This window comes from Pseudomonas sp. S1_G07, from assembly GCF_054668565.1.
Map to the genome: position 1 here is coordinate 2,889,200 of NZ_CP162778.1, position 18,934 is coordinate 2,908,133.

15 protein-coding genes are annotated in these 18,934 nt (G+C 58.9%); 13 read left to right on the forward strand and 2 right to left on the reverse strand.

Going from position 1 to position 18,934, the window contains the following annotated elements; all coding sequences use genetic code 11:
* Positions 1 to 92 precede the first annotated feature (92 nt).
* A complete protein-coding gene (locus AB4O05_RS13340) occupies positions 93 to 461 on the forward strand; it encodes a hypothetical protein (protein ID WP_460137102.1) in 369 nt (122 codons plus the stop codon).
* A gap of 90 nt (positions 462 to 551) precedes the next feature.
* On the opposite strand, the gene AB4O05_RS13345 is transcribed toward AB4O05_RS13340, so the two are convergent.
* The gene (locus tag AB4O05_RS13345) at positions 552 to 2,105 is read right to left on the reverse strand and encodes a glycoside hydrolase family 17 protein (RefSeq protein ID WP_460137101.1); all 1,554 of its coding nucleotides are present in this window, start codon (positions 2,103 to 2,105) and stop codon (positions 552 to 554) included.
* A gap of 331 nt (positions 2,106 to 2,436) precedes the next feature.
* Here AB4O05_RS13345 and AB4O05_RS13350 point away from each other — a divergent pair, with 331 nt between their 5' ends.
* From AB4O05_RS13350 to AB4O05_RS13360, 3 genes are all read left to right on the forward strand, one after another.
* A complete protein-coding gene (locus tag AB4O05_RS13350) occupies positions 2,437 to 3,288 on the forward strand; it encodes a glycine betaine ABC transporter substrate-binding protein (protein ID WP_135287891.1) in 852 nt (283 codons plus the stop codon).
* Positions 3,289 to 3,530: 242 nt separating this feature from the next.
* Entirely contained in the window at positions 3,531 to 3,842 is a 312-nt protein-coding gene (locus AB4O05_RS13355; protein WP_460137100.1) for a DUF485 domain-containing protein, read from the forward strand.
* A complete protein-coding gene (locus AB4O05_RS13360; protein ID WP_460137099.1) occupies positions 3,839 to 5,497 on the forward strand; it encodes a cation acetate symporter in 1,659 nt (552 codons plus the stop codon). The genes AB4O05_RS13355 and AB4O05_RS13360 overlap by 4 nt, the downstream gene beginning before the upstream one ends.
* A 194-nt stretch (positions 5,498 to 5,691) precedes the next feature.
* On the opposite strand, the gene gltA is transcribed toward AB4O05_RS13360, so the two are convergent.
* Positions 5,692 to 6,981, reverse strand: coding sequence for a citrate synthase (gltA, locus tag AB4O05_RS13365; RefSeq protein WP_034137560.1), 1,290 nt, complete (start codon positions 6,979 to 6,981; stop codon positions 5,692 to 5,694).
* Between the two features lie 365 nt (positions 6,982 to 7,346).
* Here gltA and sdhC point away from each other — a divergent pair, with 365 nt between their 5' ends.
* The 9 genes from sdhC to sucD all read left to right on the forward strand — a co-directional run bounded on the left by sdhC (position 7,347) and on the right by sucD (position 18,730).
* Entirely contained in the window at positions 7,347 to 7,721 is a 375-nt protein-coding gene (gene sdhC / locus AB4O05_RS13370; protein WP_042570806.1) for a succinate dehydrogenase, cytochrome b556 subunit, read from the forward strand.
* Positions 7,715 to 8,083, forward strand: coding sequence for a succinate dehydrogenase, hydrophobic membrane anchor protein (gene sdhD / locus AB4O05_RS13375; RefSeq protein WP_024074300.1), 369 nt, complete (start codon positions 7,715 to 7,717; stop codon positions 8,081 to 8,083). Before sdhC ends, sdhD begins: the two co-directional genes overlap by 7 nt.
* 3 nt (positions 8,084 to 8,086) lie before the next feature.
* Positions 8,087 to 9,859 carry a succinate dehydrogenase flavoprotein subunit gene (gene sdhA / locus AB4O05_RS13380; protein ID WP_460137098.1) on the forward strand — a complete coding sequence of 591 codons (1,773 nt, stop codon included), beginning with the start codon at positions 8,087 to 8,089 and terminating at the stop codon, positions 9,857 to 9,859.
* Positions 9,860 to 9,870: 11 nt separating this feature from the next.
* On the forward strand, positions 9,871 to 10,575 hold the full coding sequence (locus AB4O05_RS13385) for a succinate dehydrogenase iron-sulfur subunit (protein ID WP_003172807.1): 705 nt from the start codon (positions 9,871 to 9,873) through the stop codon (positions 10,573 to 10,575).
* Positions 10,576 to 10,836: 261 nt separating this feature from the next.
* Positions 10,837 to 13,668 carry a 2-oxoglutarate dehydrogenase E1 component gene (locus tag AB4O05_RS13390; RefSeq protein WP_460137097.1) on the forward strand — a complete coding sequence of 944 codons (2,832 nt, stop codon included), beginning with the start codon at positions 10,837 to 10,839 and terminating at the stop codon, positions 13,666 to 13,668.
* 44 nt (positions 13,669 to 13,712) lie between these two features.
* A complete protein-coding gene (gene odhB / locus AB4O05_RS13395) occupies positions 13,713 to 14,936 on the forward strand; it encodes a 2-oxoglutarate dehydrogenase complex dihydrolipoyllysine-residue succinyltransferase (RefSeq protein ID WP_460137096.1) in 1,224 nt (407 codons plus the stop codon).
* 105 nt (positions 14,937 to 15,041) lie between these two features.
* Complete coding sequence (gene lpdA, locus AB4O05_RS13400; protein WP_460137095.1) at positions 15,042 to 16,478, forward strand: dihydrolipoyl dehydrogenase; 1,437 nt, start codon at positions 15,042 to 15,044, stop codon at positions 16,476 to 16,478.
* Between the two features lie 204 nt (positions 16,479 to 16,682).
* Positions 16,683 to 17,849, forward strand: a complete 1,167-nt coding sequence (sucC, locus tag AB4O05_RS13405) for an ADP-forming succinate--CoA ligase subunit beta (protein WP_003233235.1) — start codon at positions 16,683 to 16,685, stop codon at positions 17,847 to 17,849.
* Positions 17,849 to 18,730 carry a succinate--CoA ligase subunit alpha gene (gene sucD, locus AB4O05_RS13410; protein ID WP_003172813.1) on the forward strand — a complete coding sequence of 294 codons (882 nt, stop codon included), beginning with the start codon at positions 17,849 to 17,851 and terminating at the stop codon, positions 18,728 to 18,730. Before sucC ends, sucD begins: the two co-directional genes overlap by 1 nt.
* The last annotated feature ends 204 nt before the right edge of the window (positions 18,731 to 18,934 follow it).

Here is an 18,934-nt window from a genome sequence, read left to right on the forward strand (position 1 = left end):
ACGAGTTGGTGAACACTAATTGTGTGTATGTACCTTGCTAACGGCCGCCGGAGCATTAAGCTGAGCGCCGTTTTTATCTATTGGAGTGCTCCATGTCCCGCCGTTTGCCGCTGGTCCTGCTGCTTATTGCCCTGCCTTTATGGTTAGCCGCCAGTTACGGCGCACGCTACGGTTTCATGGAGGATGGCCGCTGGGTGGGCATTTGCGTGGATGAGGCCAGTCGCTGGGAGTGCCAGTTGCGTGGCAACCTGGGGTTGATGATTCACTTCCAGGTGCTGGGCTGGGCGGCGTTGATCATTTCGGCGCTGGCGTTTTTTGTGCCGGGGCGCGCGGGGTGGGGCTTGGCAGTGCTGGGGCTGGTGTTCGGACTGCCGGCACTGGCGTTGTACAACACTACGTTTGCGGTGTTTGCGTTGGTGATTGCGGGGTTGCGGTTGGTCAGGAAACCTCGGGGCGCCTGACCACGCCTCCTCGCAGGCAAGCCAGCTCTCACGTTCTTGATCGGGCTCACACGGTCAAATGTAGGAGCTGGCTTGCCTGCGATAGCGGTCTTAAGCCTTGCGCACGCGCAAACAACGCCACAGGGCTGCAACCAGAAGCAGGCTGACCACCGCCCAACCCCACGCCTGCTGGTTCAACAGACCTTCGCGATACAGTTGCGGCGCAATGCCGGCACCGATGATGAAGGTCAGCAACGCAAGCTCCCGACGTGGTCCAGTCACTGGGCGCACCAGGTACACCAAGGCCGGCAGCACCAGTGCCGCGCTTGGGAAGCTGCGGTAGCGCGGGTCAAATACCAGCGCCAGCATCATCACCGCCCCGGCGAACCCAGCAATTGCCACCAGCCAGCCCGCACGTTGCTCCAGCCAGTTGAAGGCACGTTCGCGCCAGGCTTCCCGGCGACTCAAGGCCAGGGCGGCATGGGCCAGCACCAGCAGGTTCAGTACCAGCAGCAGGCCGGCCCACACCCATTCACCATTAAAGCGCGCAGTCACGCGGGTCAGTTCGGCCCAGGTGCCGATCGAGCACGCCGCCACCGCGCCCAGCAGTGGCAGGACCATCGCCGTGCGAGCAGTGTGAACCCGACCACCGAGCACCAACGTCCCCAGCAGGATGATCCCGCCCACGCCCAGCCACAGCGGCCAGTGCGGCACATCGGTCACCGGCCCGGCGAGGATGCCCTTGTCCTGGCGATCAGCATCGAACAGGCCCCAGTAACCGCCCACGGCACCTTCACTGGCGCGTTTCCACGGCTGGTCAAAGGCTTCGATCAGGTTGTAGTGCCAGCCATTGGCTTCGGCCATGGCCACAAACCCACGCATGAACTTGGCCTCGTTGACCCGGCTCGGCACCGCGGTTTCGCGCTGGCGGCCTTCGCTGGGCCAGCCGGTTTCGCCGATCAGCACGTCCTTGGGCGCGAATTTGTTACCGAAGGTCTGGCGCACATCGCCCACATGCTTGAGGGCCTGGTCGATGCCCGAAGGGTCGTCTTCCCAGTACGGCAACAGGTGGATGGTGAGGAAATCCACCGCCGGGGCGATTTCCGGGTGTTGCAGCCAAAACTCCCAGACATCCGCATAGGTCACCGGCTGCTTGATCTGGCTTTTGACTTTATGAATCAGCCGCACCAGTTGCGTGGCGGTGACTTCCTTGCGCAGCAGGGTTTCGTTGCCTACGATCACCGAGGTCACCACATCGGGGTTTGCGTTGGCTGAGGCGATCAACAGGTCGACTTCTTTTTCGGTCGCTACCGGGTCGCTGCTGACCCAGGCGCCGATCATCAGCTTCAGGCCATGCTTGCGCGCCAGGTCGGGCAAGGCTTCCAGGCCGGTCATCGAGTAGGTGCGAATACATTCAAAGCGGGTGGCCAGCAACGCCAGGTCAGCGTCCATGCGCTCGGGGCGCAGCTTGAAAGGCTGGTCGAAGGGCGACTGGTCCTTGTCGAACGGCGTGTAGGAGGCACATTGCAGTTTGTGGCTGGCACTGGCGACATCCGGCAACACCACCGATCGGCCGAGGCCATACCAATAGCCGACAAGGGCAAGCAGGCCAAGGATCAGAGCGAAGATATAGGGCAGGGCAGGGAAGCGGGCAGTCGCAGGCATGGTCGGCTTATCTGGGGAGCAAAGGCGCGCATCTTACCCGGATTTACCCCTTCCCAGTGGGCTCGCATAATTTTGACATGCAAAGTTCGAGCGGGATTGTGCGGCGATGTCCTACAAATCGTCCTGCTGGCGATGTGATGTCGTTTCTTGCTTGCATGAGGTCGCTGACAGAGCAGGTCGATGGCGCCGGCAGGTTGATCATCGAAGCGTCAGCACTCCACTGATGTTGTAGCCACCGGATCGATGCGCGTGAAGGGGGCGCGGTGCACCACATAACAACAGGTTGACGTCGCTCGGCATCCGTCGGGCGCAGCACTTTCGGGGAAGTATGATGAAGATGCGACGACTCTTGGGCGCAGCTGCCACTCTGGTAGTTGCGATGAGCTCCACACTGGCCAGTGCCGACAGCAAAACCCTGAGCATCGGCTACGTGGATGGCTGGTCTGACAGTGTGGCCACCACTCACGTGGCGGCAGAAGTGATCAAGCAAAAACTCGGTTATGACGTGAAACTGCAAGCGGTCGCCACCGGGATCATGTGGCAGGGCGTCGCCACCGGCAAACTCGATGCCATGCTCTCCGCCTGGCTGCCCGTGACCCACGGCGAATACTGGACCAAGAACAAGGACAAGGTGGTCGACTACGGCCCCAACTTCAAGGATGCCAAGATCGGCTTGATCGTGCCGGAGTACGTCAAGGCCAAGTCCATCGAAGACCTCAAGACCGACACGACCTTCAAGAACAAAATCGTCGGTATCGACGCCGGTTCAGGCGTGATGCTCAAGACCGACGAAGCGATCAAGGCCTATGGCCTGGACTACAAACTGCAGGCCAGCTCGGGCGCCGCGATGATCGCCGAACTGACCCGTGCAGAAGACAAGCAGGAATCCATTGCGGTCACCGGTTGGGTGCCACACTGGATGTTCGCCAAGTGGAAACTGCGCTTCCTGGACGATCCAAAAGGGATTTATGGCGCTGCTGAGACCGTCAACAGCATCGGCAGCAAGGGCCTGGAGAAGAAAGCGCCGGAAGTCGCGGCCTTCCTGAAGAAATTCCAGTGGGCCTCCAAGGACGAAATCGGTGAAGTCATGCTCGCCATCCAGGAGGGCGCCAAGCCTGACGCAGCGGCCAAGGATTGGGTTGCCAAGCACCCTGAGCGCGTGGCCGAGTGGACCGCTAAATAACCCGCGATAAAACTGTAGGAGCGAGCTTGCTCGCGAAGAACCCAAAGGTAACGCGTTCATCCTGAATGAGCGCGTTATCGTTGACGATCTTCGCGAGCAAGCTCGCTCCTGCAATTGTTTCTGTGCCTCTCTGAACCCTCGCTACACTCCTCTACTACTAAGGTCGTCTGGAACCTGTTCCGCAGCCGCATACAGTGGCCATGTTCCAATAATAAAAAAGCTGTGCTGCGAGGATAAAAACAATGAACGACAGCATTTACCTCTCGATTCAAAACAGCCCGCGCTTCAAGGAGCTGGTGAGAAAAAGGGAAAGGTTCGCCTGGATTCTCTCGGCGATCATGCTTGGGCTGTACTCCGGATTCATCCTGCTGATTGCCTACGGGCCGCAAATACTGGGGGCCAAGATCAGCCCCGGTTCGTCGATTACCTGGGGTATTCCACTGGGTGTCGGGTTGATTGTGTCCGCCTTTGTACTGACCGGCATCTACGTGCGTCGCGCCAATGGCGAGTTTGACGATCTGAACAATGCGATTCTCAAGGAGGCTGCGCAATGATCCGTCGTCTACTGGCTGTATTCGGCGCTTCGCTTTTTGCTCCTGCCGTTTGGGCGGCGGACGCATTGACCGGCGAAGTGCAAAAGCAACCGCTGAACGTCTCGGCCATCGTGATGTTCGTCGCATTCGTCGGTGCCACCCTGTGCATCACCTACTGGGCTTCCAAGCGCAACAAGTCGGCGGCTGACTACTACGCCGCGGGTGGCAAGATCACCGGCTTCCAGAACGGCCTGGCGATTGCCGGCGACTATATGTCGGCTGCATCCTTCCTGGGGATTTCCGCGCTGGTGTTCACCTCCGGCTACGACGGCCTGATCTACTCGATCGGCTTCCTGGTGGGCTGGCCGATCATTCTGTTCCTGATTGCCGAGCGCCTGCGTAACCTGGGCAAGTACACCTTTGCCGACGTGGCGTCCTACCGCCTGGGGCAAACCCAGATCCGCAGCCTGTCGGCCTGTGGCTCGCTGGTAGTGGTAGCCTTCTACCTGATTGCGCAGATGGTGGGCGCGGGTAAGTTGATCCAGTTGCTGTTCGGCCTGGACTACCACGTGGCAGTGATCCTGGTCGGGATCCTGATGTGCATGTACGTGCTGTTCGGCGGCATGCTGGCGACCACCTGGGTGCAGATCATCAAGGCGGTGCTGTTGCTGTCCGGTGCTTCGTTCATGGCGCTGATGGTGATGAAGCACGTCAACTTCGACTTCAACATGCTGTTCTCCGAGGCGATCAAGGTTCACCCTAAAGGTGAAGCGATCATGAGCCCGGGCGGCCTGGTGAAAGATCCGATCTCGGCATTCTCCCTTGGCCTGGCGCTGATGTTCGGTACCGCCGGCCTGCCGCACATCCTGATGCGCTTCTTCACCGTAAGCGACGCCAAGGAAGCGCGTAAGAGCGTGCTGTATGCCACTGGCTTCATCGGCTACTTCTATATCCTGACCTTTATCATCGGCTTCGGCGCGATCCTGCTGGTCAGCACCAACCCGATGTTCAAGGATGCCGCAGGCGCCTTGCTCGGCGGTAACAACATGGCGGCGGTGCACCTGGCCAACGCGGTGGGTGGCAGTATCTTCCTGGGCTTCATCTCGGCTGTGGCGTTTGCCACCATCCTGGCAGTGGTTGCCGGTTTGACCCTGGCCGGTGCTTCGGCGGTGTCCCATGACCTGTACGCCAGCGTGATCAAGAAAGGCAAGGCCAACGATAAGGATGAGATTCGCGTGTCGAAGATCACTACCATCGCCCTGGCGGTGCTGGCGATTGGTCTGGGCATCCTGTTCGAAAGCCAGAACATCGCGTTCATGGTCGGCCTGGCGTTCTCCATTGCCGCCAGCTGTAACTTCCCGGTACTGCTGCTTTCCATGTACTGGAAAAACCTCACCACTCGTGGCGCGATGATTGGCGGCTGGCTGGGCCTGGTCAGTGCCGTGGGCCTGATGGTGCTGGGCCCGACCATCTGGGTCTCGATCCTGCATCACGAAAAAGCGATCTTCCCGTACGAATACCCGGCGCTGTTCTCGATGATCATCGCGTTCATCGGCATCTGGTTCTTCTCCATCACCGACAAGTCGGCGGCGGCAGTGAAAGAACGTGCGCTGTACTTCCCGCAGTTCGTGCGTTCGCAGACTGGCCTGGGGGCGAGTGGGGCGGTGAGTCATTGAGGTAGTTGCAAGCTGCAAGCTACAAGCTGCAAGTTAGAAGCAGTGCTGTGTAGAGAGATACCCCTGTAGAGATGCAGGGGTATTTTTTTTGCTTGCGGCTTGCGGCTTGCGGCTTGCGGCTTATAGCTTGCAGCTCACCAAATCCCAGCCAAAAAAAACGGCCTCATCAAGAGGCCGTTTTATTTGGCTGGGATTTAGTGCCGATCTTCCAGCTTGGTAATGTCACGCGACTCGTAGCCGGTGTACAGCTGGCGCGGGCGGCCAATCTTGTACGGGCTGGAGAGCATTTCTTTCCAGTGGGAGATCCAGCCCACGGTCCGCGCCAGGGCGAAGATCACGGTGAACATGCTGGTTGGAATGCCGATCGCCTTGAGGATGATCCCCGAGTAGAAGTCGACGTTCGGGTACAGCGAGCGTTCGATGAAGTACGGGTCGGTCAGGGCGATCTCTTCCAGGCGCATGGCCAGTTCGAGTTGCGGATCGTTCTTGATGCCCAGTTCCTTCAACACTTCGTCGCAGGTCTGCTTCATGACCGTGGCGCGCGGGTCGCGGTTCTTGTAGACCCGGTGACCAAAGCCCATCAGCTTGAACGGATCGTTCTTGTCCTTGGCCTTGGCGATGAACGTGTCGATGTTCGAGACATCGCCGATTTCATCGAGCATGGTCAATACGGCTTCGTTCGCACCGCCATGGGCAGGGCCCCACAGTGCGGCGATACCGGCGGCAATACAGGCGAACGGGTTGGCGCCCGAAGAGCCCGCCAGGCGCACGGTGGACGTCGAGGCGTTCTGCTCGTGGTCGGCATGGAGGATGAAGATCCGGTCCATGGCCTTGGCGAGCACCGGGCTGATCGGTTTGATCTCGCACGGGGTGTTGAACATCATGTGCAGGAAGTTTTCCGCGTACGTCAGGTCGTTGCGCGGGTACATCATGGGCTGGCCCATGGAGTACTTGTAAACCATTGCGGCCAGGGTCGGCATCTTGGCAACCAGGCGGATCGCGGAGATTTCGCGATGCTGCGGGTTATTGATGTCGAGGGAGTCGTGATAGAAGGCCGACAGGGCGCCGACCACGCCGCACATGACGGCCATCGGGTGGGCGTCGCGACGGAAGCCGTTGAAGAAGGTCTTCAACTGCTCATGGACCATGGTGTGATTCTTGACAGTGCTGACGAACTGGGCTTTTTGCTCGGCTGTTGGCAATTCGCCATTTAGCAGCAGGTAGCAGGTTTCCAGGTAGTCCGATTTTTCAGCCAGTTGCTCGATCGGGTAGCCGCGGTGAAGCAGAATGCCATTGTCGCCGTCGATATAGGTGATCTTCGACTCGCAAGAGGCGGTCGACATGAAGCCTGGGTCGAAAGTGAAACGGCCCGTGGCCGTCAGGCCCCGTACGTCGATAACATCGGGACCAACGGTGCCGGTTAAAATGGGCAGCTCGACGGGGGCTGCGCCCTCGATGATCAACTGCGCTTTTTTGTCAGCCATGTGGCCTCCTATTTATGCTTCAAATCATCAGACAGACCCCCCACGCAGGGCCCGCACCACTATAGTGAGATAAATTCAGATGTCAATTTGCCTAAAGTCTTGCTCCAGAAGGCATTAAGCGGACTTTTTCCTCGAAATTATCGGCCATTTACGCCTTTTATCCCGCCAGCGCAATCCGCTATTAGGGTGAGGTGCGCGCGTTGTCATTAGTAGCCTAACTGTCTATACTCGGCCACCGACCGCCAAGGGCTTTTGGGCTTGCTTTCATTGGGGGTCGCACTCCCTGGGTGGTGCTTACCTGACCAGTCGCACTCCCCAACAACTTTGCCCTGATTGTTAGGGGCTCTTCAGTGTGAAAAAAAGCCGTGAATAGCCAACGACCTGTAAACCTAGACCTAAGGACCATCAAACTCCCCATCACCGGCGTTACGTCGTTCCTGCACCGTGTTTCCGGCATCATCCTGTTCCTGGGCTTGGGCATCATGCTTTATGCATTGAGCAAATCCCTGGGTTCCGAGGAAGGTTACGCCGAGGTGAAGGCATGCTTGACCAGCCCGCTGGCCAAGTTCGTAGCATGGGGCCTCCTGTCCGCTCTGCTGTATCACCTGGTAGCCGGTGTGCGCCACTTGATCATGGATATGGGCATCGGTGAGACGCTGGAAGGCGGCCGCCTGGGCTCGAAAATCATCATCGCCATTTCCCTGGTGCTGATCGTTCTGGCAGGAGTTTGGATATGGTAACCAGCGTAACGAATCTGTCGCGTTCGGGCCTCTATGACTGGATGGCACAGCGTGTGTCTGCGGTCGTTCTCGCGGCTTATTTCATTTTCCTGATCGGATACCTCGTCGCAAACCCGGGCATCGGCTATGAGCAGTGGCATGGCCTGTTTTCCCACAATGCGATGCGAATCTTCAGTCTGCTGGCCCTGGTTGCCCTGGGCGCACACGCCTGGGTCGGCATGTGGACCATCGCGACCGACTACCTGACGCCAATGGCGCTGGGCAAGCCCGCGACCGCAGTCCGTTTCCTCTTCCAGGCAGTATGCGGCGTTGCGATGTTCGCTTACTTCGTCTGGGGTGTGCAGATTCTTTGGGGTATCTGATTCATGGCTAACATTCCAACTATTTCCTTCGACGCCATCATTATTGGTGGCGGCGGTGCCGGCATGCGCGCCGCGCTGCAGCTGGCCCAGGGTGGTCACAAGACTGCCGTGATCACCAAAGTGTTCCCGACGCGCTCCCACACCGTATCGGCCCAGGGTGGCATCACCTGCGCCATCGCTTCCGCCGATCCGAACGATGACTGGCGCTGGCACATGTACGATACCGTCAAGGGTTCCGACTACATCGGTGACCAGGACGCTATCGAATACATGTGTCAGGAAGGCCCGGCCGCGGTGTTCGAGCTGGACCACATGGGTCTGCCGTTCTCGCGTACCGAGCAAGGCCGTATCTACCAGCGTCCATTCGGCGGTCAGTCGAAGGATTACGGTAAGGGCGGCCAGGCTGCCCGTACCTGCGCGGCATCCGACCGTACCGGTCACGCGCTGCTGCACACTCTTTATCAGGGCAACCTGAAAGCCGGCACCACGTTCCTGAACGAGTACTACGCGGTTGACCTGGTCAAAAACCAGGACGGCGCATTCGTCGGCGTGATCGCCATCTGTATCGAAACCGGTGAAACCACCTACATCCGCGCCAAGGCTACCGTGCTGGCGACGGGCGGTGCGGGTCGTATCTATGCATCGACCACCAATGCCCTGATCAACACCGGTGACGGCGTTGGCATGGCGCTGCGTGCCGGCGTGCCGGTGCAGGACATCGAAATGTGGCAGTTCCACCCAACCGGCATCGCCGGCGCCGGTGTACTGGTGACCGAAGGTTGCCGTGGTGAAGGTGGTTACCTGATCAACAAGCACGGCGAGCGTTTCATGGAGCGTTATGCTCCGAACGCGAAAGACCTGGCCGGTCGTGACGTTGTGGCCCGTTCCATGGTGAAAGAAATCATCGCCGGCAACGGCTGTGGCCCGAATGGCGATCACGTGCTGCTCAAGCTCGATCACCTGGGTGAAGAAGTCCTGCACAGTCGCCTGCCTGGTATCTGCGAGCTGTCCAAGACCTTTGCCCACGTTGACCCGGTGGTTGCTCCGGTTCCGGTTGTTCCGACTTGCCACTATATGATGGGCGGTGTTCCGACCAACATTCATGGCCAGGCGATCACCCAGAACGCCGAAGGCGTGGACGAGATCATCCATGGTCTGTTCGCGGTAGGTGAAGTGGCTTGCGTATCGGTACACGGTGCCAACCGCCTGGGCGGCAACTCGCTGCTCGACCTGGTGGTATTCGGCCGCGCGGCTGGCCTGCACCTGGAAAAAGCACTGTCCGACGGCATCGAGTACGATGACGCCACCGACGCCAACATCGAGGCTGCCCTGGCGCGCCTGAACGCCCTGAACGAGCGTACCGATGGCGAAGACGTGGCAACCCTGCGTCGCGAGCTGCAAAACTGCATGCAGAACTACTTCGGTGTATTCCGTACCGGCGAATACATGCAGAAGGGGATTGCCCAGCTGGCCGACCTGCGCAAGCGCATCGCCAACGTCAAGATCAACGATAAGAGCCAGGCGTTCAACACCGCTCGTATCGAAGCCCTTGAGCTGCAGAACCTGTTGGAAGTGGCTGAAGCGACGGCGATCGCCGCCGAGGTTCGCAAGGAATCCCGTGGTGCTCACGCTCGTGAAGACTTTGAAGACCGCGACGACGAGAACTGGTTGTGCCACACCCTGTACTTCCCGGGTGACAAGCGCGTAACCAAGCGTGCCGTGAACTTCTCGCCGAAAACGGTTCCGACGTTTGAACCGAAGATTCGGACTTACTAAGGGTGGCTGCCATGTTGAAAGTCAGTGTTTACCGCTACAACCCTGATCAGGACGCTGCGCCGTTCATGCAGGAATTCCAGGTCGATACCGGTGGTAAAGACCTGATGGTGCTCGACGTGCTGGCCCTGATCAAAGAGCAGGACGAAGGTTTCTCCTATCGTCGCTCCTGCCGTGAAGGTGTCTGCGGCTCCGACGGCATGAACATCAACGGCAAGAACGGTCTGGCGTGCATCACGCCGCTGTCCGCCGTGGTGAAAGGCAACAAGCTGATCGTTCGTCCACTGCCAGGTTTGCCGGTGATCCGTGACCTGGTCGTCGATATGAGCATCTTCTACAAGCAATACGAAAAAGTTAAGCCGTTCCTGCAGAATGACACGCCGGCTCCGGCCATCGAGCGTCTGCAGTCCCCTGAAGAGCGTGAAAAACTCGACGGCCTGTACGAGTGCATCCTGTGCGCTTGCTGCTCGACGTCGTGCCCGTCCTTCTGGTGGAACCCGGACAAGTTCCTGGGCCCGGCTGCGCTGCTGCAAGCGTACCGCTTCCTGGCAGACAGCCGTGATACCAAGACGTCCGAGCGACTGGCTTCGCTGGATGACCCGTTCAGCGTATTCCGCTGCCGCGGGATCATGAACTGCGTCAACGTATGTCCTAAAGGCCTGAACCCGACTAAGGCCATTGGTCACATCCGTAACATGCTGCTGCAAAGCGGCGTGTAACCGACGTTGTAACAAAGCAGGACCGTTGTGCCCGTAAATGCTGCGGCGCAGGCTTCAACCGGCGCCGTAGTTTTAACTTGAGCAGCGACTTACAAAGCCGCGGCTCTTATTTTGAAGAAATGAGACAAGCAGGGGCATTCGGGTTGGTACCCGAACTATCAGCGTGATCCTAAGTGGCTTGTTTTGGTCGCTGCACTTGGCCCTTTGCAAGCAAACTCGGTGTTTTCGCCGGTGGTGTCCCCAAATCGAGGGTGACCAAGCATGCAAGAAAGCGTGATGCAGCGCATGTGGAACAGCGGCTATCTTTCAGGTGGTAACGCTGCCTATGTGGAAGAGCTTTATGAGCTCTACCTGCACGACCCTAACGCTGTGCCAGAAGAATGGCGCACCAAATTTCAGACGTTGTCTTCAGACGGCAACGCTGCCACCGATGTATCGCATGCAACAATTCGCGATCAGTTCGTGCTGCTGGCAAAGAACCAGCGCCGCGCCCAGCCGGTTTCCGCCGCAAGCGTGAGCAGCGAGCATGAGAAGAAGCAAGTTGAAGTACTGCGACTGATCCAGGCCTACCGGATGCGTGGCCACCAGGCGGCCCAGCTTGACCCGCTGGGGCTCTGGAAGCGTCCTGCACCTGCTGACCTGTCGATCAATCATTACGGCTTGACCAATGCCGATCTTGATACGACCTTCCGTGCCGGCGACCTGTTCATCGGCAAAGAGGAGGCGAGCCTACGCGAAATTCACGAAGCGCTGCAGCAGACATATTGCCGCACCATTGGCGCCGAGTTCACGCACATCACCGATTCCGAGCAGCGCCACTGGTTCCAGCATCGCCTGGAAGGCGTGCGTGGCCGTCCGGTGCTGTCCGATGAGGTGCGCGGCCATCTGCTCGAGCGCGTAACCGCTGCCGAAGGCCTGGAAAAATACCTGGGTACCAAATACCCGGGCACCAAGCGTTTTGGCCTTGAAGGCGGCGAAAGCCTGATCCCGATGCTCGATGAGCTGATCCAGCGCTCCGGTTCCTATGGCACCAAGGAAATCGTGATCGGCATGGCCCACCGTGGTCGCCTGAACGTGTTGGTCAACACCTTCGGCAAGAACCCGCGTGAGCTGTTCGACGAGTTCGAAGGCAAGAAGAAGGTCGAGCTGGGTTCCGGTGACGTTAAATACCACCAGGGTTTCTCGTCCAACGTGATGACCACCGGCGGCGAAGTTCACCTGGCCATGGCCTTCAACCCATCCCACCTGGAAATCGTTTCTCCAGTGGTCGAGGGTTCGGTACGTGCTCGCCAGGATCGTCGCAACGACACCACCGGTGAGAAGGTCCTGCCGATTTCCATCCACGGTGACGCGGCATTCGCTGGTCAAGGCGTGGTCCTGGAAACCTTCCAGATGTCGCAGACCCGCGGCTTCAAGACGGGCGGTACGGTCCACATCGTCATTAACAACCAGGTGGGCTTCACCATCAGCAACCCGTTGGACGCGCGTTCCACCGAGTACGCCACCGACGTTGCCAAGATGATCCAGGCGCCGATCCTCCATGTGAATGGTGATGATCCGGAAGCCGTGCTGTTCGTGACCCAACTGGCTGTCGACTACCGCATGCAGTTCAAGCGTGACGTGGTGATCGACCTGGTCTGCTACCGCCGTCGCGGTCACAACGAAGCGGACGAACCCAGCGGCACCCAGCCATTGATGTACCAGCAGATCACCAAGCAGCGCACCACCCGTGAGCTGTACGCCGAAAGCCTGACCAAGGCCGGCGTGGTTGACGAAGCGCGTGTTCAGGCGAAAGTCGACGAATACCGCAACGCGCTGGACAACGGCCTGCATGTAGTAAAAAGCCTGGTCAAGGAGCCGAACAAAGAGCTGTTCGTGGATTGGCGTCCTTACCTGGGCCATACCTGGACCGCGCGTCACGACACCTCCTTCGATCTGAAGACCCTGCAGGAACTGTCCGCCAAGCTGCTGGAAATCCCGGACGGCTTCGTGGTTCAGCGCCAGGTTGCGAAGATCTACGAGGACCGTCAGAAGATGCAAGCCGGCGGCCTGCCGATCAACTGGGGTTACGCTGAAACCATGGCGTACGCGACCCTGGCGTTCGAAGGTCACCCGATCCGCATGACCGGTCAGGACATCGGCCGTGGTACGTTCTCGCACCGTCATGCCGTGCTCCACAATCAGAAAGACGCGGGTACCTACATCCCGTTGCAGAACCTGTACGAAGGCCAGCCACGATTCGACCTGTACGATTCGTTCCTGTCCGAGGAAGCCGTACTGGCATTCGAATACGGTTACTCGACCACCACGCCTAACGCGCTGGTGATCTGGGAAGCCCAGTTCGGTGACTTCGCCAACGGTGCCCAGGTGGTTATCGACCAGTTCATCACCAGCGGCGAGCACAAGTGGGGCCGTCTGTGCGGTCTGACCATGCTGCTGCCACACGGTTATGAAGGCCAGGGGCCAGAGCACTCTTCGGCCCGTCTGGAGCGTTACCTGCAGCTGTGCGCCGAGCACAACATCCAGGTGTGCGTGCCGACTACCCCGGCCCAGATCTACCACCTGCTGCGTCGTCAGGTCATTCGCCCGCTGCGCAAGCCGCTGGTAGTGCTGACGCCGAAATCGCTGTTGCGCCACAAATTGGCCATCTCGACCCTGGAAGACTTGGCGGATGGCTCGTTCCAGACCGTTATTCCGGAAATCGATGCCCTGGATGCGGCCAAGGTCACTCGCCTGATCCTGTGCAGCGGCAAGGTCTACTACGATCTGCTGGAAAAACGCCGTGCCGAAGGCCGCGAAGACATCGCCATCGTGCGTATCGAGCAGCTTTACCCGTTCCCGGAAGATGACCTCATGGAGATCATCGCGCCTTACACCAACCTCACGAATGCAGTGTGGTGTCAGGAAGAACCGATGAACCAGGGCGCCTGGTACAGCAGCCAGCATCACCTGCGTCGCAGCATCGGTAACCACAACAAGGCCCTGGGCCTGGAGTACGCCGGTCGTGATGCTTCTGCTGCACCTGCTTGTGGTTATGCGTCGATGCACGCCGAGCAGCAGGAAAAACTGCTGCAAGATGCTTTCACTGTTTAACGCCTTCGCGCTGACTGAAACCGAATTTTAAGGACCCACAGATAATGGCTATCGAAATCAAAGCCCCGTCATTCCCGGAATCGGTTGCCGATGGCACCGTTGCCACCTGGCACAAGAAACCAGGTGAGGCCGTCAAGCGTGACGACCTGATCGTCGACATCGAGACCGACAAAGTCGTGCTGGAAGTGTTGGCCGAAGCTGACGGCGTGCTGGGCGCAATCGTTGCCGAAGAGGGCGCTACCGTCCTGTCCAACCAGGTACTGGGCTCGATCGAAGAGGGCAGCGCTGCTGCCGCTCCTGCTGCCGCTGCTGCACCGGCCGCCGCTTCGGCGCCTGCCGCTGCTCCGGCCGCGGGTGGCGAAGATCCAATCGCCGCGCCAGCTGCTCGCCAACTGGCAGAAGAAAACGGCATCAATCTGGCTTCCATCAACGGTACCGGTAAAGACGGCCGTGTGACCAAGGAAGACGTGGTTGCCGCTGTGGCTGCCAAGAAAGCCGCTCCGGCTGCCGCGCCTGCCAAGGCTGCTGCGCCGGCTGCCGCTGCTCCAGTGTTCGCCGCTGGCGACCGCACCGAGAAGCGCGTACCGATGACCCGCGTGCGCGCCACCGTGGCCAAGCGCCTGGTTGAAGCGCAGTCGAACATGGCGATGCTGACCACGTTCAACGAAGTCGACATGACCGAAGTCATGGCCCTGCGTTCGAAGTACAAGGACCTGTTTGAGAAGTCCCACAACGGCGTGCGCCTGGGCTTCATGTCGTTTTTCGTGAAAGCGGCCACCGAAGCGCTGAAGCGCTTCCCGGCGGTTAACGCTTCCATCGACGGCGGCGACATCGTCTACCATGGCTATGCAGACATTGGCGTTGCCGTGTCCAGCGACCGTGGCCTGGTGGTTCCGGTCCTGCGTAACGCCGAGCTGATGAGCCTGGCTGAAATCGAAGGCGGCATCGCCGGCTTCGGCAAGAAAGCCCGTGACGGCAAGCTGACCATCGACGAGATGACCGGTGGTACCTTCACCATCACCAACGGTGGTACCTTCGGTTCGATGATGTCGACCCCGATCGTCAACCCGCCACAAGCCGCGATCCTGGGCATGCACAACATCATCCAGCGTCCGATGGCCATCAACGGCCAAGTCGTGATCCGCCCAATGATGTACCTGGCACTGTCTTACGATCACCGTCTGATCGATGGTAAAGAAGCCGTGACTTTCCTGGTGACCATCAAGAATCTGCTGGAAGACCCGGCTCGCTTGCTCCTGGATATTTAAGAGAAGCAGCTGCAAGCGCCAAGTTACAAGCTGCAAGAAGAAGCAGTGTGGCTTTAGCTTGCAGCTTGCGGCTGACAGCTTGTAGCTAATAGAGGATCTATTTTCATGTCTCAGAAATTTGACGTCGTAGTGATTGGTGCGGGCCCTGGCGGCTATGTTGCCGCGATCAAGGCCGCACAACTGGGCCTCTCGACTGCTTGCATCGAAAAATACACTGACAAGGAAGGCAAACTGGCATTGGGCGGTACCTGCCTGAACGTTGGTTGCATTCCTTCCAAGGCGCTGCTGGACAGCTCCTGGAAGTTCCACGAAGCGCAAGACGGTTTTGCCATCCACGGCATCAACCACGCTGGCGTGACCATGGACGTACCTGCAATGGTCGGCCGTAAAGCCAACATCGTCAAAGGCCTGACTTCCGGCGTTGCGACCTTGTTCAAGGCCAACGGCGTAACTTCCCTGCAAGGCCACGGCAAGCTGCTGGCCGGCAAGAAAGTCGAAATCACCAAGCCGGACGGTTCGGTTGAAGTCATCGAAGCCGAAAACGTGATCCTGGCGCCGGGTTCGCGTCCAATCGACATTCCACCGGCCCCGGTTGACCAGAACGTAATTGTCGATTCGACCGGCGCCCTGGAATTCCAGGCAGTGCCTAAGCGTCTGGGCGTGATCGGTGCCGGCGTGATCGGCCTGGAGCTGGGTTCGGTGTGGTCCCGCCTGGGTTCGCAGGTGACCGTGCTGGAAGCCCTGGACACGTTCCTGCTGGCTGCCGACACCGCGGTGTCCAAAGAAGCGCTGAAAACCCTGACCAAACAAGGTCTGGACATCAAGCTGGGCGCTCGCGTAACCGGTTCGAAGGTTAATGGCGAAGAAGTCGTCGTGACCTACACCGACAAGGATGGCGAGCAGACCATCACATTCGACAAGCTGATCGTCGCCGTGGGTCGCCGTCCAGTGACCACCGACCTGCTGGCTTCCGACAGCGGCGTGAACATCGACGAGCGTGGTTTCATCCACGTTGACGATCACTGCGCCACCACCGTACCTGGCGTGTATGCCATTGGCGACGTGGTGCGCGGCATGATGCTCGCGCACAAGGCTTCCGAAGAAGGCATCATGGTCGTCGAGCGCATCAAGGGTCACAAAACCCAGATGAACTACGACCTGATCCCATCGGTTATCTACACCCACCCGGAAATTGCATGGGTCGGCAAGAACGAACAGCAGTTGAAAGCTGAAGGCGTTGAAGTTAACGTCGGCACCTTTCCGTTCGCCGCTTCTGGCCGTGCCATGGCAGCCAACGACACCGGTGGTTTTGTCAAAGTCATCGCTGATGCCAAGACTGACCGCGTATTGGGCGTCCACGTGATTGGCCCAGGCGCAGCAGAGCTGGTTCAGCAGGGCGCGATCGGTATGGAATTCGGCACCAGTGCCGAGGACATCGGCATGATGGTCTTCTCCCATCCGACCCTGTCCGAAGCGCTGCACGAAGCCGCGTTGGCAGTGAATGGCCATGCCATCCACATCGCCAACAAGAAGAAGCGCTAAGCGAGATAATAAGAAACCACGGCGGAGTTGCCCGTCGTGAGCCTTGCGCGCAAGACTCACCGCGGAATATCCGCTGGACGCAGCCTTGCGCAGCTTTACGGGCCATAAGCCCCGCAAGTTGCGCAAGCAGCAGTCACAGGTGGTGCGGCACTCATAATGAGCGCAGCGCCGAATGCGCAGTACCTAACGAAGACGGTAAAAAGCATGAATCTTCACGAGTATCAGGGTAAGCAGCTGTTCGCTGAATACGGCCTGCCAGTTTCCAAGGGCTACGCAGTAGACACCCCGGAAGCAGCAGCAGAAGCTTGCGACAAAATCGGTGGCACCGAGTGGGTTGTCAAAGCCCAGGTCCACGCAGGTGGTCGCGGTAAAGCGGGCGGCGTTAAGCTGGTTCGCAGCAAAGAAGACGCCAAGGCCTTCGCACAGCAGTGGCTGGGCAAGCGTCTGGTGACTTACCAGACTGATGCCAATGGCCAGCCAGTCACCAAAATCCTGGTTGAATCGTGCACTGATATCGCTAAAGAGCTGTACCTGGGCGCTGTCGTTGACCGTTCGAGCCGTCGCATCGTGTTCATGGCGTCCACCGAAGGTGGCGTGGACATCGAGAAGATCGCTCACGAAACCCCAGAAAAAATTCTGAAAGCCACTATCGATCCACTGGTTGGCGCTCAGCCATTCCAGGGTCGCGAGCTGGCTTTCCAGCTGGGCCTGGAAGGCAAGCAAGTTGCCCAGTTCGCCAAGATCTTCGTCGGTCTGGCCAAACTGTTCCAGGATCACGATCTGGCCCTGCTGGAAGTGAACCCGCTGGTGATCAAGGCCGACGGCGATCTGCACTGCCTCGATGCCAAGATCAACATCGACGCCAACGCCATGTACCGTCAGCCTAAGCTGAAGACTTTCCACGATCCGTCGCAGGACGATCCGCGCGAAGCGCACGCTGCCAAGTTCGAACTGAACTACGTAGCCCTGGAAGGCAACATCGGCTGCATGGTCAACGGTGCCGGCCTGGCCATGGGTACCATGGACATCGTCAACCTGCATGGCGGCAAACCAGCCAACTTCCTCGACGTGGGCGGCGGTGCTACTAAAGAACGCGTAACCGAAGCGTTCAAGATCATCCTGTCCGACTCCAACGTCGCCGCAGTACTGGTCAACATCTTCGGTGGTATCGTTCGTTGCGACATGATTGCCGAAGGCATCATCGGTGCAGTGAAAGAAGTCGGCGTTAAAATCCCGGTTGTTGTTCGCCTTGAAGGTAACAACGCTGAACTGGGCGCTAAAGTACTGGCAGAAAGCGGTTTGAACATCATCGCGGCTACCAGCCTGACCGACGCTGCTCAACAAGTTGTCAAAGCTGCGGAGGGCAAATAATGAGCGTCCTGATCAATAAAGACACCAAAGTTATCTGCCAGGGTATTACCGGTTCGCAAGGTAGTTTCCACACCCAGCAAGCCATCGAATACGGCACCAAGATGGTTGGCGGCGTAACTCCGGGCAAAGGCGGCACCGAGCACCTGGGCCTGCCAGTGTTCAACACCGTGAAAGACGCTGTAGCTGCCACTGGCGCCACCGCCAGCGTGATCTACGTTCCAGCTCCTTTCTGCAAGGACTCGATCCTGGAAGCAGCCTTCGGCGGCATCAAGCTGATCGTGTGCATCACCGAAGGCATTCCTACCCTGGACATGCTGGACGCTAAAGTTAAGTGCGACGAGCTGGGCGTAGTCCTGATCGGCCCTAACTGCCCAGGCGTGATCACCCCAGGCGAATGCAAGATCGGCATCATGCCCGGTCACATTCACTTGCCAGGTAAAGTCGGTATCGTTTCCCGTTCCGGCACCCTGACCTACGAAGCTGTGAAGCAGACCACTGACGCCGGTTTCGGTCAGTCGACCTGCGTCGGCATCGGCGGTGACCCGATCCCAGGCTCCAACTTCATCGACATCCTGAAGCTGTTCCAGGAAGACCCGAAGACCGAAGCGATCGTGATGATCGGTGAGATCGGCGGTTCGGCTGAAGAAGAAGCGGCTGCCTACATCAAGGCACACGTGACCAAGCCGGTTGTTTCCTACATCGCTGGTGTGACTGCCCCTGCGGGCAAGCGCATGGGCCATGCTGGCGCAATCATCTCTGGCGGCAAAGGCACTGCAGACGAGAAATTCGCTGCATTGCAAGACGCAGGCGTTAAAACCGTGCGTTCGCTGGCAGACATCGGCAAGGCCCTGGCCGAGCTGACCGGTTGGGCTGTCAAGTAAGCCTCGCGCTTAACTGACGCTTCACCCCACAAAGGCCACCTTCGGGTGGCCTTTGTGCGTTTAAGGGCAGCTGTAAGCGGCAAGCTTCAAGCTGCAAGACAACAACATGCGGCCAGTCTTGCCGCTTAAAGCTTGCCGCTTGCCGCTGCTCTTACAAAAACGCGACATAGAGATGTCGCTTATCGGACAGTGCGCCCCGCAACA